13 protein-coding genes are annotated in these 16,573 nt (G+C 67.9%); 5 read left to right on the forward strand and 8 right to left on the reverse strand.

Features of this window, described 5'->3' with window-relative positions; genetic code table 11:
- The first annotated feature begins 8 nt into the window (after positions 1 to 8).
- The gene (locus tag QMX82_RS08365; RefSeq protein ID WP_133862343.1) at positions 9 to 944 is read left to right on the forward strand and encodes a LysR substrate-binding domain-containing protein; all 936 of its coding nucleotides are present in this window, start codon (positions 9 to 11) and stop codon (positions 942 to 944) included.
- A 349-nt stretch (positions 945 to 1,293) separates the two neighbouring features.
- Here QMX82_RS08365 and QMX82_RS08370 read toward each other — a convergent pair whose 3' ends face one another.
- The 3 genes from QMX82_RS08370 to QMX82_RS08380 form a co-directional block, all read right to left on the reverse strand.
- Positions 1,294 to 1,935: an oxidoreductase gene (locus tag QMX82_RS08370; RefSeq protein WP_007161182.1), complete on the reverse strand. Its 642-nt coding sequence runs from the start codon at positions 1,933 to 1,935 to the stop codon at positions 1,294 to 1,296.
- Positions 1,936 to 2,023: 88 nt separating this feature from the next.
- Complete coding sequence (locus tag QMX82_RS08375) at positions 2,024 to 3,562, reverse strand: C13 family peptidase (RefSeq protein WP_208692996.1); 1,539 nt, start codon at positions 3,560 to 3,562, stop codon at positions 2,024 to 2,026.
- Between the two features lie 20 nt (positions 3,563 to 3,582).
- On the reverse strand, positions 3,583 to 5,094 hold the full coding sequence (locus QMX82_RS08380; RefSeq protein ID WP_133862341.1) for an AhpA/YtjB family protein: 1,512 nt from the start codon (positions 5,092 to 5,094) through the stop codon (positions 3,583 to 3,585).
- 189 nt (positions 5,095 to 5,283) lie between these two features.
- On the opposite strand from QMX82_RS08380, the gene serB reads away from it, so the two are divergent.
- Positions 5,284 to 6,438, forward strand: a complete 1,155-nt coding sequence (gene serB / locus QMX82_RS08385; RefSeq protein ID WP_282282268.1) for a phosphoserine phosphatase SerB — start codon at positions 5,284 to 5,286, stop codon at positions 6,436 to 6,438.
- A gap of 27 nt (positions 6,439 to 6,465) precedes the next feature.
- Here the strand turns inward: serB and QMX82_RS08390 are convergent, their stop codons facing one another.
- The 5 genes from QMX82_RS08390 to QMX82_RS08410 all read right to left on the reverse strand — a co-directional run bounded on the left by QMX82_RS08390 (position 6,466) and on the right by QMX82_RS08410 (position 13,724).
- A complete protein-coding gene (locus QMX82_RS08390; protein WP_208692995.1) occupies positions 6,466 to 8,544 on the reverse strand; it encodes a GGDEF/EAL domain-containing response regulator in 2,079 nt (692 codons plus the stop codon).
- 40 nt (positions 8,545 to 8,584) lie between these two features.
- Positions 8,585 to 10,345 (reverse strand): molecular chaperone, encoded by a 1,761-nt coding sequence (locus tag QMX82_RS08395; protein WP_282282269.1) that lies wholly within the window; start codon positions 10,343 to 10,345, stop codon positions 8,585 to 8,587.
- A 67-nt stretch (positions 10,346 to 10,412) separates the two neighbouring features.
- Positions 10,413 to 11,321, reverse strand: a complete 909-nt coding sequence (gene asd, locus QMX82_RS08400) for an archaetidylserine decarboxylase (protein WP_208692993.1) — start codon at positions 11,319 to 11,321, stop codon at positions 10,413 to 10,415.
- A gap of 16 nt (positions 11,322 to 11,337) precedes the next feature.
- Positions 11,338 to 12,147, reverse strand: a complete 810-nt coding sequence (locus tag QMX82_RS08405; RefSeq protein WP_208692992.1) for a rhodanese-like domain-containing protein — start codon at positions 12,145 to 12,147, stop codon at positions 11,338 to 11,340.
- Between the two features lie 59 nt (positions 12,148 to 12,206).
- A complete protein-coding gene (locus QMX82_RS08410) occupies positions 12,207 to 13,724 on the reverse strand; it encodes an HDOD domain-containing protein (protein ID WP_282282276.1) in 1,518 nt (505 codons plus the stop codon).
- A gap of 117 nt (positions 13,725 to 13,841) precedes the next feature.
- On the opposite strand from QMX82_RS08410, the gene motA reads away from it, so the two are divergent.
- The 3 genes from motA to QMX82_RS08425 all read left to right on the forward strand — a co-directional run.
- On the forward strand, positions 13,842 to 14,693 hold the full coding sequence (motA, locus tag QMX82_RS08415) for a flagellar motor stator protein MotA (protein ID WP_017642892.1): 852 nt from the start codon (positions 13,842 to 13,844) through the stop codon (positions 14,691 to 14,693).
- On the forward strand, positions 14,693 to 15,853 hold the full coding sequence (locus tag QMX82_RS08420; protein ID WP_282282283.1) for a flagellar motor protein MotB: 1,161 nt from the start codon (positions 14,693 to 14,695) through the stop codon (positions 15,851 to 15,853). Before motA ends, QMX82_RS08420 begins: the two co-directional genes overlap by 1 nt.
- Before the next feature lie 163 nt (positions 15,854 to 16,016).
- Positions 16,017 to 16,573 (forward strand): nitroreductase family protein (locus QMX82_RS08425; protein ID WP_282282285.1); only part of this gene is annotated, 557 nt, incomplete at its 3' end.

Genomic DNA, 16,573 nt, shown 5'->3' on the forward strand with positions numbered 1-16,573 from the left:
ACTCATCGATGAGCCGGATCCTCAATGCTCAAACCCAGGCCTGGTTGCAGGTGTTCGTCTGCGCCGCTCGGCACCTGTCCTTCACGCGCTGCGCCGAAGAGCTGCATGTGACGCCTGGCGCCATCAGTCAGCAGATGCGCCAGCTGGAAGAGCGCCTGGGCTTCAAGCTGTTTCACCGGGTGGCCCGAGGCCTGGAGCTGACCGCCGAGGGCCAGCGCCTGGCGACCACCCTGAACCAGGCCTATGGGCTGATCGACGCCGAATTGCGCCGCCTCAATGCCGGTCAGTTCGGCGGCGTGGTGCGCCTCAGGTCGATTCCCTCGTTCCTGGGCAAATGGCTGACCCCGCGGCTGCCGCGGCTGCAGGCCCGCTTTCCCGACCTGCAACTGCGGCTGGTGGCCGAAGACAGCAGCTGGTCGCTGCGCGAGGGCGAATTCGACCTGGCCATCGATCTCAACGACGGCAGCTATCCGGGCCTGGCCTCGACGCCGCTGATGGACGAAGAGATCTTTCCGGTCTGCGCGCCCAGCCTGCTGGTAGGGCGACCGCCGCTGGAGCGGCCGGAGGACCTGGAATTCTATCCGCTGCTGCACGACATCACCGCCTGGCGCGGCAGCTACGAATACGCCGAATGGGAGTTCTATCTGGCCAGTATCGGTGCGCCGGCGCTGGATGTGCGGCGGGGGCACACCTTCAATCGCAACCACCTGACCATCGAGGCGGCCATCGCCGGCATGGGCGTCGCCATCGCCCGCCGCGCCCTGATCACCGACGAACTGGCCCGGGGCGTGCTGGTGGTGCCGCCCTTCGGCCGTTCGGTGCCGGCGCAAAAGAGATACATGCTGCTCTATGCCCAGGGCGCCCTGGCCGATCCCCGCCTGCGCGCCCTGCACGACTGGCTGGTGCAGGAGGTCGACCAGATGGTGCTGGTGCAGCCGGCCTGAAGGGCCGTGATAGCCACGTAGCGTGGAAAACGGCGCAATCTTTTCCGTTGGTGAGTTCTTCATGAGGCGCGCCCTCACCCCAGCCCTCTCCCCAAGGGAGAGGGGGCTTTCCGAGCGGTTAGGGGCTTGTGCAGGCTTCGTAGCGTGGAAAACGGCGCAGCCTTTTCCACTGGCGAGTTCGTTGTGAGGCGCCTCCTCTCCTCGAGGGGAGGGCTATCCTGGAAAGGAGCGGCGGTAATAAGTCTTCGGAACGCCTGATCGACCCTTGCGGGGCTTACCTGCAGGAGCGGCCGCATCGGCGGACCGCCATGACCGCGAGGGCTGTAACCCAGCCCCTTGAGCTACGTCTTCAACGGCCCAGCTTGCGCAGCTCGTCCGATTCCACCACCCGCACGCCCTTGCCTTCTTCCAGGGCCAGGCGCCACAGCGCGCGGGCCAGGACGGCGGCTTCGATGCCGTGCCATTTGCCGGGCAGCCATTGCGACAGGGGGGCGGCCAGGCGCTCGCCGAGACGCTCTTCCTGGCGCTGGCCGATCAGCAGCGACGGCCGGGCCAGGGTCAGTTGCGTCCAGCCCTGGGCACGCAGGGCTTCTTCCAGCTCGCCCTTGACCTTGTTGTAGAAGATCGAGGACTGGGAGTCGGCGCCGATGGCGCTGACCACGATGTAGTGGCGGGCCCCCAGTTCCAGGGCACGCTGGCCGACCGCCAGGGGCAGGCCGTAATCCACGGCGCGAAAGGCCGCTTCGGAGCCGGCCTGCTTCATGGTGGTGCCCAGGCAGCAGAAGGCCACGTCCAGCGGGCCTTCCAGGGTCGGTAGCAGGCTGTTGAGATCACCCACCGGATTGTCCAGCCGGGCGTGCTCCGCCAGGGGACGGCGCGTTGGCGCCAGCACCCGGGGGACCGTCGGCTCGTTGAGGAGGCGGTCGAGCAGGTGTTCGCCGGTCAGGCCAGTGGCGCCGGCGATGAGGGCATGCTGAGGCGTCAGGTACACGGGGCTCTCCTTGTAGCGGCGACCGCTGATGTCAGGTTGGACCTCAGGCGTTCCGGTTGTTCGTCAAAGCCCTGGTCAAAGCCGGCAGTCAGCGACTCGCGCGCCAGGCGCGCCACTTCTGCAGGACGGCGGGCGGCGCCCACAGCTGGGGCTCGGAGGGATCGAAGCCTTCGGTCTTCTCGCGTACCGACACGGTGTCGCGGGCACGCTGGAAGGCCTGCTCGGGATCGTCGGTGTGCTGGAAGGCCTCGGCGAACAGGGCGCGGCCGAAATAGGTGAAGTCGGCTTCGTCGGTGCAGCCGAAGGAGGTGCGATCGGCCTTGGAAGCGGTCATCACCAGGGTGTGGTCGTCCTGCAGTTGCGGGATGAAGCCGCCGCTATAGCAGCTGGAGACGATGATCAGCTTGTCGCGGCCGCGCAGGGGCGCGAGCAGGCGGCCAAGCTCCGCTGCCGGCAGGCTGGAGAGATCCAGGCCCGGCTGGGAGAGCACCAGCTGATGGTCGGCCGAGCCGTGACTGGTCAGGTAGATGAGGATCAGGTCTTCGGGACCGGTGCGCTGGGCCAGCGCCTGCAGGCTCTGGTAGAGATTCTCGCGGGTGGCCAGCGGATGGTCGCTGCGGATGTCCTTGGCGTTGATCAGATGGACGACGTCGCGGGCGCCCCAGGTGGTGGTCAGGAAGTTGGCCACATAGTTGGCTTCGCGCTGGAACACGCCCTGGCCACCGTCACCGGCCAGGACCAGGCCATAGAGTTCGGTGGCGGGGGTGGACGCCGGGATCTGCTGCAATTCCTGGTCGAGCACCTTGCCCTGGTCGAGCAGGGCGCGTTCCAGGGGATCGGCGATGTACTGGCCCTGGTCGTCGCGGATGCGCTTGCCACCCTCCCAGAGACCGCGTTCCACCTGACCGTCGGCGCGGGTCAGGACGCCCATGCCGGCATAGACGCCGTCGGCGAAGTTGCCGCGGTAGACGCTGCCGTCGCTGTTGGTAAGCACGCCCTGGCCGTCGAACTTCCAGTTGCGGAAGGCGCCGCGGTACTGGCTGCTGTCGCTGCCGACGAATTCGCCGTTGCCGGTCAGCTCGCCGCCACTGAAGCGCCCGCGCCAGAGGTCGCCGCCGGCACTGCGATAGACGCCGGCACCTTCGAACTGGTCGTCGACGAATTCGCCGTCATAGCGATCGCCGCCCGGCTCCTGCCACTGGCCGACGCCGTTGAGGTGGCCGTCGTTGAAGGTGCCGATGGTCTGGGTGCCGTCGCTGTCGAGCTTGGAGCCCTGGCCCTGCATGCGGCCGTTGACGAAGCTGCCGTGGTATTCCCAGCCGCTGCTGCTGATCAGGTTGCCCTGGCCATGGTAGAGGCCACGGCGAAAGGTGCCCTGGTAGTAGGTGCCATCGGCGAATTGCTGTTCACCAGGCCCCTCGGCCAACCCGTCCTTGAAGCGACCCTTGAGCCAGTTGCCGTTGGGCCACTCGATACGTCCGCTGCCATTGAGCAGGCCGCTGACGATTTCGCCGGTATAGACCCCGCCATCGGGCAGTCTCACGCTGCTCGCGTTGGGCGCCGCCTGAGCAGTGCAGGCCGCCAGCAACAGCGCGGCGAGGGCGAGACGGGGCAGGAGGGCGCTCATAGGTGGGGTCGGCGGGCGCGTTAATGCGCCTCGAGCCGGACCAGATGACGCTCCAGCGTCGCGGAGTAGGGTTCCAGGAGACGTTCCACGCAACTGGCCCCGGCGGGGCTGGCGATGGTGCGGATACGGGCGCGTTTACGCAGCAGCTCGTCCTCGGCGATGCTCTGCTCGACCAACAACAGGTTGCGACTGTGGCGACTCAGCGCCTGGGCATTGCGTACGGTGGTGTTTTCCAGCAATTGGGCAAGCTCCAGGCCGGCGAGGCGTTCGCCCTGCGTCAGACCCAGTTGCAGCTGCAGGGTTGCACCGCTGCCCACCACTTCCACCTGCAGCGCATGACCGAGGGCACGCATGATCTCGCCGCAGCAGAGCGCGCGGGTCAGGTAGTCGTCGTCGTCACTGCGTTCGTGGAAGAGAATCAGGCTGCCGCCGTCCTTGAGAGTGTGGAGTTCGCCATCGTAGAGCTCGGTGGCCTGCTGCAGGCAGTCACGATAGCGCTCCAGCAGCTGTTCGAGGCGGCTGCGTGGCAGCCGGCTGAGCTGGTCCTGGGCGCCGAGCTGGATGGACAGCACCGCCGAGGTGACGATGTCGGGCTCGGTGGGCACCGCCGGGGCCGGGGTGGGTGGCGGTTCGGTAAAGGATTCAGGTACCAGCTCGGCGAAGGCATCGGCGTCCGGTTCGCTGTCGGCGCCCGCGGCGGGCGCCTTGCGTGCGGCCGGTTTGGCGGCGGCAGCCTTGCGTGCGGGCGGCGGCTTGACGCTCAGACCACCCTGCTCGTCGGCGAAGGGATCGTCGTCCTCGGCCTCAGCCACTTCCGGCTTGGGCGGCTTGGGTGGCTTGGGCGGGACCAGGCGACTCTGCAGCTGGCGAGCCAGGTCGCCCAGTTCGTCGAGACGGCCGGCGCCCGGTGCCGGGTCATCGGGATCGCGCAGCCAGACGCGCAGTTCCAGCAGCGGAATCGACAGCTGACGACCGAGCCGCAGGCTGAGAATCAGCGTAAGCGCCAGCAGGATCAGGCCCAGCAGGCCCATGTTCTGCAGGCTGATCATCATCGGCTGCTGGAACTGGTCCATGTCCAGCGCCAGGCGCACCTGACCGGCGGTGACATCCTGGAAGCGGATCGGCGTGCTGTAGATGCCATCGGTGGCGGTCAGCAGGCCCTGGCTCGGGCGCGTGCCGGACTCGGCCAGCACCCGGTTGTCCGGGCTGTAGACCGCGGCATGGGCCACCAGCGGATTGCGCGCCAGGTTGCTCAGCAGCACGTTGAGGCTGAGATTGTCGTTGGCGACCAGCAATTCGGCGGCGGAATTGGCCGTCTGGGTCACCAGGCTCTGGCCGACGGCGTCGGCCTGCTGCTGCATGGCATGGCGGAACTGCATGCTCATGATGCCGGCATAGATCACCAGGGCAGCCGCCACCAGCAGCAGGCTGTGGGAAACGATGCGCAAGGCCACCGGCACACGACGCTGGCGCAGGGCTCGGTAGATCAGCAGGAAGAAATTATCGGGCTTGACGGTCGCGGGGCGGGTCACAGAAATCGTTTCTTTGGACAAAAAATGTGCGGCCAGTATAACCAGCGTGCCAGGGGTGCGAAAACGGCGAATACAGGGCTTCGCCCGCAAAAGAGGCCGGCGGTGGACTCACTCCGCCAGCCGGTGCCCACGGCTCGGCACCGCCGAGGCGAAAGGGTAGACTGCGCGCTTTTCCGCGAGGGTATCGCCATGCAAGACGTTATCGGACTCCAGGCCGTGGGCATCCTGCCCGCCGACTGGTTGGCGGCTCTCACCGGCGCCCTGGCCGCGGCCGGGGCCCGGCTGGAATCGCTGCAGCAGCAGGGTCTGGACAACAGTGCCGCAGTGACCCTGCTGGTCAGTCCGGCGAGTGCCGGCGCGGCGCTGGGGCAGGCGCTGCAGGCCCTGGGGCTGCAGGTGGCGCCCCTGGCGCAGCCGGCGCCGGACACCGGCGAAGCCCATGTCCTGACGCTGATGGGCCGCACCCTGGCCGATCTGCCGCTGACCCGCCTGGCCGCGCTGTGCCGCGAGCAGGGCCTGAACATCCATGCCATCCGCGCCCTGAGCGAGCCGGGCGCGACCGAACGGGCCGCCCTGGAGCTGCGCGTGACCGGCGAGCCGCACGAACCCCAGGCGCTGCGCGCGGGCCTGCTGGCGCTGGCCCAGGAAGGCCAGGCCGACATCGGCTGGCAGCCGGATGAGCTGCAGCGTCAGCATCGCCGGCTGGCGGTGTTCGACATGGACAGCACCCTGATCCAGGCCGAGGTCATCGACGAGCTGGCCAAGGCCGCCGGTATCGGCGAGCGGGTCGCGGCCATCACCGAGCGCGCCATGCGCGGCGAGATCGACTTCCGCGCCAGCTTCACCGAGCGCATGGCGCTGCTGCAGGGCCTGTCCGAGGAAGTGCTGGAAGACATCGGTGCCGGGCTGCGCCTGACCGAGGGGGCCGAGCGGCTGTTCGCCGAGCTGAAGCGGCTGGGCTACAAGACCGCCATCCTTTCCGGCGGCTTCACCTATTTCGCCCGCCAGGTGCAGGCGCGGCTGGGCATCGACTACGTCTATGCCAACGAACTGGAGATCGTCGACGGCAAGCTGACCGGTCGCGCCGTCGAGCCCATCGTCGATGCCCAGCGCAAGGCCGATCTGCTGCAGGAACTGGCCAGCCGTGAAGGCCTGACGCTGGAGCAGACCATCGCCGTGGGCGATGGCGCCAACGACCTGCCGATGCTGGCCCTGGCCGGTCTGGGCGTGGCCTTTCGCGCCAAGCCGCTGGTGCGCCAGTCCGCCCGCCAGTCGGTGAGCGTGCTGGGCCTGGATGGCGTGCTCTATCTGCTCGGTGTGGAAGATCGCCATACCCGTGGTTGAGTCCGCGCGCTGCGAGCCTCCCGAGCCCTAGTGCTCGGGATGGAATTCGTAGTCCATCGCCTGACTGGGCTCCTGCAGATAGTAGCCCTGGATGAAGTGCACCCCGACCTGCCACAACTGGGCCAGCACGCTGGCGCTCTCGACGAAGGGAGCGATGGTCTGGACGTTCTGCGCGCTGAGTTCGGCGACCAGGGCCTTGAGGCGCTCCTGGTGGTCCGGTTGCGCCAGGTCCTTGATCAGCTTGCCCGACAGCTTGACGTAATCCGGTACCAGCAGGCGCAGCGCCGCCAGCGGCGGATCGCCGGCGGCAAAACCGCTCAGGGTGACCGGATGTCCCTGGCGCCGCAGCCGCTGCGCCATGGCCAGGGCCTGCTCCGGCTGGGCCAGCAGGTCTTCTTCGCTGAGCTGGAAGATCACCGCCTCGGCGTCCAGCTGCTGCGCCTGCAGGGTTTCCCGCAGCCAGGGCAACAACTCCAGATCGCCCAGGGTCGCCCCCGAAAGATGCACGAAGATGCGCGTGCCATGGCCGCGGGCGCGGTGCTCGCCGAGCTGGCGCATGGCCTGGTGGATCACCCAGCGATCAATCTGGCCGCTCAGGCCGCTGTCGCGGGCGGTGCGGGCGAATTCGGCCGGTGAGACCTCCTCACCCTGGGGATTGATCAGGCGCAGCAGCGCCTCGTAGTACTCGTGGCTGCCGCCGCGCAGGCCGATCACCGGCTGGAACAGCAGGCGGAAGCCGTTCTGCTGCAGGGCCTGCTTGACCATGGCCACCAGATTGCCGCGATTGGCGGCGGCGGCCAGCTCTTCCTGGGGGTCGTAGCGTTTGCAGGCATTGCCGCCGCGCTGGGCGACCTGGCGCGCGGAGCGATGCGCACGGTCCACCAGGTCGCCGGCGCTCTTGGCCTGGCTGTCCAGGCTGACCACGCCGATGGAATAGCTGATGGCCAGGGTGCGCCCGGCCAGGGTCAGCGGCTGGCGCTCCTGGCGGCCGAGCAGGCGCTCGAAGGCACTGTCCAGGCTGGCATCGGCCGCCTGTGGCAGGAGGGCGGTAAAGGCGTCGTCGGCGAAACGCGACAGGGTCACCAGGGTGCCGAAGTGTTCGCGCAGGCGCTCGGCCAGGACCACCAGCAATTCGTCCATGGCGCCTATGCCCAGCTCGGCCAGCAGGGTCGGATAGCGGTCGATGCTCAGGTAGGCGAAGCTGGCCGGGGCGCCGAGCCGGGCGCGTTCGAGGGCGTCCTCGAGCAATTCGAGCATGCGGCTGCGATTGAGCAGGCCGGTCAGGATGTCCTGGAAGCGCACCTCGCGCAGCTGTTCCTCGAGGGCCTCGGCGGCCGGGGCCGCGCGTTCCTCGCGCAGGTGCAGCTGCACGCAGGGTTCGTCGAGATAGATGGCTGGCGTCAGGCCCAGGGTTACGCCGAGGGTGCTGCCGTCCTGGCGGACGCAGCGGCAGTCCAGTTCGAGGGGGCGGGGATCGTCGCGCAACTGGCGAAAGGCCTCGCGCAGCGCCGGCTGGTCGGCGGCGGCGATGAGGTCCATCAGCGGCGTGATTTCCAGGTCGTCCGCGGACGGATAGCCCAGCAGCTCCACATAGGCCGAGTTGACGTGGATATGTAGGCCGTCGTGGACATAGGCGACCGCTTCCACGGCGTTGGCCAGCAGCAGCTGGCAGCGTTGCTCGGCCTCGGCCAGGGCCTGTTCCAGGCGCCGGCGTTCGTGGCGCTCGGCCAGGTTGCCGAGTTCGCGCAGACTGGCCAGCAGCAGGTGTTCGTCGTGGTCACTGGCGATGCCGTCGCGGGCGCCGAGGCGCAGGGCCTCGAGCACCGCCGCGGGATCGTCCGGCGCCACTCGCTGGATGACGGCGAGCTGGGGGATGCGGCGGCGCAACTGGCGCAGGGCGGCCAGGCTGTCGAGTTCCGGCGAGGGTGGGGCGAGGATGGCGAGGTCCCAGGACTGGGACAGCAGTTCGTCGAGACCCGCGGGGTCGGCCAGGCGCTGGGCCCGTGTCGCCCGTCCGGCATTGCGGAACAGGCTGACCAGGCGTTCCGCCTCGTTCTGCGATGCTTCGAGCAGTAACAGGCGGATCGCGCTGTGTTCGGCGGCCATGGTCTATTCGCGCCCTGGCGATAACGATGATTTATCGAAGCTACAGAGACTTCCACAGCGAGTCAAAGTCTTCTTCCTGACGCGCGCCGCCGCCCGTGGATCCGCCGCTGGGCTGCGTACCGCTCTGCTCCAGCAGGTGATATTCGAAGACGCTGAAGCTGACCGTCATGCTGCGCCGCCGGTCGAGCATGCCGCGCTGCTCGTTGCCCTGCTGGTTGATCTGCACCTTGCTGCCTTCCTGGAAGGGCAGTCGCGGTGCGATCAGCGTCGGCGCCTGGTCGATGGCCTTGATCTCCGGCAGCAGCAGGGCACGCAGGTACTGACTGTTCTGCTCGGCCTTGCGCAGCAGCTGCAGCCCACAGGGGCGCGCGGTGGGCGCCAGCAGTTCGACGCCCATCTGGGTCCCGCTGCCGGGCACCTGGCGGACCCAGCGCACCACCGCCGGGCCCCAGTTGTGATCCTCGGGCAGGCGCACGCCAAGCAATTCGCCGGCCTGCAGTTGCTCGGGCACCTCGCCACTCCAGCTCAGGCAATAGCCGCCCGGACTGTGGTTGACCACCTGCACCGCATGGATCGGAAAGGCCGGACTGGCCGCCTCGCCGTCACCGGGCAGGACGTCGTAGTGGATCTCTTCCAGGTTCTCGGCGCTCCAGTCCAGGGCGTCGGGTGCCTGGGTGTCGGCATCGAAGGCCAGCGACCAGACGTCGTCCTTGGGCTTGGGCGCAAAGGCGTCCGGCACGACCGCAGCCGACAGGCGCAGGGTGTCGGCGAACACCTGGCCACCCGCGAGCTGGTAGTGCAGGGCACTCATGCCGATGCAGACCTGCACCTGACCCTGGCCGGGCATGCGCTGGAAGGCGCGATCCGCCTCCTGGCCCCAGGCCCCCACCAGGTGTTGCAGCAGATCCAGGGACAGATCGCCATGCACCGGCAGGCGCGCCCGCGGCCGCTGTTCCGGGGCCAGCGCCAGGTAGTCCTCGATGGCCTGTACCAGCTGCTGCGGCGCGAGACCGAGAAGACCGTTGAGATTGGCCTCGCGCAACAGCGAGCGATAGCGTGGCGGGGCGTCGATCTGCGGCGCCACCACCATCAGGGTGCCGTTCTGCTCGGGGCCTTGCAGGCGGATCAGGCTGGCCCAGTCGTCCAGGTGCAAGGTCAGCTGGGCGATGTGGCTCTGGCGCAACTGGTTGCAGCGCGCGGCGCCGAACAGCAGGGCGGCGCCATAGGCCTGGGTGATGGTCTGGCTGCCGTCGCCGGGCAGCAGTTCATCGCGAATCTTCTGGGTGTGCAGGCCGGTGGTCACCGCCAGCCGATAGAGCTGGTGCAGCTCCAGCCAGAGGTTGTCGTGCACCGGGGTGTAGAGCTGGGCGGCGCGGATCAGCGGCCCGAGCAGGGCGCGCAGGGCACGCTGGATGGCGGTCGCCAGCAGCGTGCTGCGTTCGCCACGGTCGCTTTCCTCGACCACGATCAGCTTGTAGCCGGCCGCCAGCAGGTTCTGCAGGGCCTGGCAGAGATTGGCCACCTTGCGCGAACGCTCGTCGAGCACGATGGCCTGGTTGAGCACATGGCGTTCGAGCAGCTGACAGACCCGCTGCACGTCCGGGCGCAGGGATTCGAGCAGGCGCAGACGCGCTTCCGGCGTCAGGATCAGCCGATTGAGTTCCAGCAGACCCTGGTAGAGCAGCCGGGCGAATTCGCCCAGCTTGGCCCGCGGCAATTGCTCCAGCCAGCGCTTGAGGCCGGCCGGGGTGGCGTCACAAAACGTCAGGCTGCGCTGATCGGGCGTCGGTACCCGCAACATGAGCTGTGGCCTTTTGCTATCCATTGGCCGCGCACACTCCTGTTTCGATGGGCAATAAACCGCGCATCTAGGCGAGAGGCCCTGGCTCGGAAACGGTGGTCAAGGGGGCTGGCGTGGTCGGAACCCCCAGCAGTTGCCCCATGTTGACGGTGGACAAGGCGCCGAGTTCAGCGGACCAGTTCACCGCTTCCGGGCCGAACAGCACGATGGCGGTGGAGCCCAGCTTGAAGCGGCCCAGCTCGTCGCCGGTGCGCAGAGTGATGGGCGCGCGCGCGGCCTCGTCGTAGGCGAAGCGCTTGAGTTCGCGCTTGGGCGGCGTGACCAGACCGGCCCAGACCGTCTCGATGCTGGCGACGATCATGGCGCCGACCAGGATGACCGCCATGGGCCCCACGGCGGTGTCGAAGATGCACACCACCCGCTCGTTGCGGGCGAACAGCTCAGGCACGTTCTCGGCGGTGAGCTGATTGACCGAGAAGATGCGCCCGGGCACATAGACCATCTCCTTCAGGGTGCCGGTGAGCGGCATGTGCACCCGGTGGTAGTCCTTGGGCGACAGGTAGATGGTGGCGAAATGACCGCCCATGAAGGGCGCGGCGCGCAGGCCGTCGCCGCCGAGCAGCTCCAGCAGGCTGTAGCTGTGGCCCTTGGCCTGGAAGATGCGGCCATGCTCGATGCGGCCGAGCTGGCTGATGGCGCCGTCGCTCGGGCTGACCACCGCGTCCGCTGCGGCCGGCAGCGGACGGGCGCCGGGCTTCAGGGCGCGGGTGAAGAAGGCGTTGAAGTTCTCGTAGGCGGTAGGGTCTTCCACCTGGGCCTGGCGCATGTCGACGTCATAGTGACGGACGAACCAGCGGGTCAGCAGATTCTTGAACCAGGGCGCCCGGCACTCGGCGAAGCCACCGATCAGCCGCGACAGCAGATGGTGCGGCAGCAGGTGCTGGGCGAGGATGAACAGACGGTCTTGCAGTTTCATGAGAGGTCCTTGGCAATCATTCGATCGGGGTGTCGGGGTGGTTGCCCCATTCGCCCCAGGAGCCGGCATAGGCTTTGACACGCGGGTAGCCCAGGGCCTTGGCCGCGAGGTAGGTGAAGCCGGATCGGTGATGGGTCTGGCAGTGGGTGATGATTTCCTTGTCGCGGGTGATGCCCAGGCGCTCCAGTTCGGTGGCCAGGTCCTCGCGGATGCGCAGCTGGCGCTCGCGATCCATACCGGCGGTCCATTCGAAGTTGATCGCCCCGGGGATGTGCCCGCCACGGGCGGTCAGCACCTTCTCGCCGCGGTATTCATCGGCGCCCCGGGCGTCCCAGATGGTCAGGTCCTCGGCGCCCAGCCGGCTCTGCAGATAGGCGCGGCTGGCGGTGGGCTCTTCGTGCAGGGTCAGGGCGACCGGCGCCCCGGCCGCGGCAGGGACCGCGGTGCTCAGCGGCAGGCCGGCGGCGATCCAGCCCTGGCGCCCGCCGTTGAGGTAGTGATAGTGGCCGTGCCCGATGACGTCCAGCAGCCAGATGAAGCGTCCGGCCCAGCCGCCGCCTTCATCGTCATACACGACGTAGACGGCTTCTTCGCGTTGCCCCAGTTCGCCGAACAGCTGTTCCAGGTCCGCCTGGGCCGGCAGCAGGCCGGGCGCCGGCTTGCTGCCCAGCTGGGTGCGCGCGGGTGCGACATGGCGCGCGCCGGGCAGATGACCCTCGGCATAGTGGGCGGCGCTGCAGAGATCCACCAGGATGAGTTCGGGCGCATCCAGGCGCGCCGCGAGATCGGCCGGTTCGATCACCAGGGGCAGGGCGGAAAAGGGCATCGCGGATTTCCCGTCGGTCCGTAGCAAAGGTGAAGTGTACCGAGGTTGACCGGCCAGCGTCAGGTCGGTCGTGCCCGCGGACGGTTGGCAAAGGTGCCGATGGCGCGCTCGATGCAGGTGAAGGTCTTGTCCAGCGCAGCGCTGCGCCGCGGGTCTGCCGGCTGCAGTTCGCTGTCCAGGATCGCCACCAGCACCACCCGTTCGCCAAAGCCCAGACTGCGCAGCCAGAGCCGCTCGTTGCTGAACAGCCGGCGCAGATCGGCGGGCAGGTGCGGCGCGAAGCGCGCCCGGTTGTCGTCATCGATGCGCAACTGGCCGGGGCTGCCGAACAACTTGGCCAGCAGCGGGTGGCTGGCGATGTCCAGTTGCAGACCGGGGGCGTCGTCCAGGCCATGGTGCAGCTGGACATTGCCCTTCTGACCGTTGCGATCCGGGGTCAACAGCAGCAGCCGCGGCAGACCGCAGGCCACCAGCGCCTGGCGAGCGCAATCGAACAGCTGGGGCAGGGTGGCGAAGGCGCTGGGCGTGTGCAGCAGCTGCTCGCAGAGTCCGCGCCAGCGCTGTGCCTGACTTTCGTTGGCGACCTGCACCCGGGGCACCGGTTTGAGGCGCCGTTCGCCCGGTGGCCAGACCAGGCCCTCGGCCGGGTGCCAGAGGCCGGGCCGCGCATGGCGCTGGGCATCCTGCACCGCCAGTTCGTGGCTGCGACTCTGCACCCGCGCCAGCGGCAGTTGCAGATAAAGGGCGCTGAAACGCTGCCAGCGCAGGGTGTGGGGGCCGTCCCAGGCTTGGTGGCTGGCCAGCGCCAGACCGTTGGCCAGCAGGATGGTGTTGCCGGGATGGGTCAGCCAGCGCCGCAGATTGGGGTCGTCGTCGAGGCGCTGCTGCTGTTCGAGGGGATCGTTGCCATGGGCGATGTGCAGCGCCCTGACCAACTGCCGGCGATCCTGGTCCAGCAGGCGATAGCCTTCCACGATCCACTCGGGCAGCTGCCAGTGACGGGCCAGCGCCTGGCACAGGCGAATCGCCGGCACGCCGAGCAATTCGCGCTCGACCCTGAGCGCCGGTTCGCCTTCGCCCAGCACCCGCCGCTCCCATTCCTCGAAGAGTTCCGGATAGCGGGTCGCCAGCGGCCAGAGCGGCGCCAGAAAGAGCAGGGCGGCCAGGCGGATGTCCGGCCACAGCCGCGCCAGGGGGACGCCGAACAGGCCCAGCCCGAGGGTCATGGCGTGCTGGCTGACCAGGCACAGCTGCCGCAGCGGACGCGGCAGGCGCTCCTCGGACAGAGTCGGCTGGCGGGCGATCAGGTACTCCGCCGGCCCGAGACCGACGCGGCCGAGCACGGCTTCCAGACTGGCGGCCGGATCGCCGAGGCTGGCATGGCCGCGATTGGCCTCGCGCAACAGGGCCAGCGCCAGGGGGGGTGACTCGCAGAGCCGTTCGGCGATCTCATGCAACGCCAGACGGCCATCGGCCAGGGCGCGGCGCAGGCGCTCCGCGCTGGCGGTGGCTACCGGCAGGCGCACGCCTTCCAGGTGTTTGACCCAGTCTTCGACGGTGTTCGGGCGGCTGGACATACGACGGTCGCCTTGAAATTTGATGAAAGGCCTTCAGTCCGGGGCGCCAGGTCCGATAAAGGGGACGTGAGGGCAGATCCCCGGCTCAATTTTCCTTAGCACACAGTATTCCCAACCATGGCAAAAATCATCGGCATCATCGTGATATTCGCGGCTGTCCTCGGCGGCTACATCCTCGCGCATGGCAAGATCGCTGCGATCATCCAGCCGCTCGAGGTCCTGATCATCGGCGGTGCCGCCCTGGGGGCCTTCTTGCAGGCCAACCCGGGCAGCACCTTCATGCAGGTGTTCAAGAAGTCGCTGAAGATGTTTGGCAATCGCTTCACCCACGCCTTCTACCTGGACGTGCTCAAGCTGCTCTACGAGATCCTCAACAAGAGCCGGCGCGAGGGCATGATGTCCATCGAGGCGGACGTCGAGGATCCCAAGGCCAGTCCGATCTTCAGCAAGTACCCGAACATCCTCAAGGATGAGCGGATGACCGCCTACGTCGCCGACTACCTGCGGCTGATGTCCTCCGGCAACATGGCCCCTCACGAGCTGGAAGGCCTGTTCGACATGGAGCTGGCCGGCATCAAGGAAGAGCTGGAGCATCCGTCCCACGCGGTATCGCGGGTCGCCGACGGCCTGCCCGGCTTCGGCATCGTCGCCGCGGTACTGGGTATCGTGATCACCATGGGCATGCTCGGCGAGGGTGACCAGGCGGCCATCGGTGGCCACGTGGGCGCCGCCCTGGTGGGTACCTTCCTCGGTATTCTCGCCGCCTACGGCTTCTTCGGTCCCCTGGCCACCTGTCTGGAGCACGACGCCAAGGAAGAACTCAATGTGCTGGAGGCCATCAAGGCCTGCCTGGTCGCCGCGGCCAGCGGCATGCCGCCCACCGTCGCCGTGGAGTTCGGCCGCAAGGTGCTGTTCCCGGCGCACCGGCCGTCCTTCAGTGAGCTCGAGCAGGCCATGCGGGGCAGCTGATGGACAACAACCAGCCGATCATCGTCAAGCGCATCAAGAAGAGCGCCGCCGGCCACCACGGCGGCGCCTGGAAGATCGCCTTCGCCGACTTCGCCACCGCCATGATGGCGTTCTTCCTGGTGCTCTGGCTGATGTCCTCGGCCACCCCGGAGCAGAAGAAGGCCATCGCCGGCTACTTCCAGGATCCGATCGGCTTCACCGAAAGTGCCAGCCCCTATGTCATCGACCTGGGCGGCACGCCGACGCCGGCGCCTGACCGCACCCTGAATCCCGAGATCCAGGCGCAGCCGGATTCGACCCAGAACAAGGTCAATCCGGACATGCAGGAGCGCGCCGATCCCAACGATTCCAACCGCGTCGCGCCCGATCCCACCCAGGCACCCGATCAGTCCGACAAGCGCCAGCCCAACGACGCGGCCCAGCAGCAGAAGGATGCCAGCCAGGCCAAGATGGATCCGAGCCAGGCGGAAAAGATCGCCGAGCAGGTCGACAAGGAACGCCTGGAGCTGCTGCTGCAGGAGCTGCAGAACAAGATCGAGCAGAATCCGGAATTGCAGAAATTCAAGGACCAGATCCTGCTGGAGATCACCCAGGACGGCCTGCGCATCCAGATCGTCGATGCCGACAACCGGCCGATGTTCGATTCCGGCAGCCCGCGGCTGAAGTCCTATTTCGAGGACATTCTGCTGGCCATGGCCGACACCATCCGCCAGGTGCCGAACAAGATCAGCATCAGCGGCCATACCGACGCGGCGCGCTACAACGGCAAGGGCGACTTCAGCAACTGGGAGTTGTCCGCCGGTCGCGCCAACGCCGCGCGTCGGGCGCTGGTCGCCGGTGGCTATCCGGAAGACCAGGTGGCGCGGATTGTCGGCTATGCCTCTTCGGCACCCTTCGATCGCGAGCATCCGCTCAATCCGGTCAACCGTCGCATCGACATCATCGTGCTGACCAAGAAGGCCCAGCAGGCCATCGAGGGCCGCGCCGGCGGCAACCAGGCGCCCAAGCCCGCGGCTGGCGCCGCACCGGCGGCCAGTCGGGGCGGGGTCTCCAGCGGTGGCGTCAGCGCCACCGGCAACCTGGCGCAGCCCGTCAACAACGCGGCCTTCAAGCAGCAGGTCAATGCCTTCGATGCCGGCGTCATCCAGGGCAAGCCCTGAGCGGCCGCGGCGATCGATAGGAAAATTCGCTGCTAGCGTTCGGTTTTTTCGTCCGTTGGCCTGAGCGGGGCTGGTTAAGCTGCAGGGGTTTCATGCTGGATCGGGCACCTTGCGCCCTGGCGCGCGGTCTCCCGATCTCCGATTCCCTTGCAGGAGCCTTCCGATGAGCAACGCCTTTATCGACACCATCAAGCGCCGTCGCAGCCAGTACGCGCTGGGCAAGAACCTGCCACTGGCCCAGGACCAGGTCACCGCGCTGATCCAGGAAGCGGTCAAGCTGTCGCCCTCCGCCTTCAACTCGCAGAGTTCGCGCGCGGTGATCCTGTTCGGCGCCGAGAGCGACAAGTTCTGGGGCTTCGTCATGCAGGCGCTGCGGCAGATCGTTCCGGCCGACGCCTTCGCCGCCACCGAAGGCAAGATCAACAGCTTCGCGGCCGGCGCCGGCACCGTGCTGTTCTACGAGGATCGGCACGTCGTCGCCGGCCTGCAGGACAAGTATCCCGCCTACGCCGACAACTTCCCCATCTGGTCGGAACAGGCCAGCGGCATCGCCCAGTTCTCCGTGTGGACGGCCCTGGCCAACGCCGGCATCGGCGCCAGCCTGCAGCACTACAATCCGCTGCCCGATGCCCTGGCCGCCGCCGAATGGAAACTGCCGGAGACCTGGCATCGGCGCGCGCCGCTGCCCGTCGGGTGCCACGCAGGCGGCGTCCCGGGGCA

Origin of the sequence: Pseudomonas sp. PS02302, assembly GCF_029959585.1 — a bacterium.
Lineage (GTDB): Bacteria > Pseudomonadota > Gammaproteobacteria > Pseudomonadales > Pseudomonadaceae > Chryseomonas > Chryseomonas aestiva.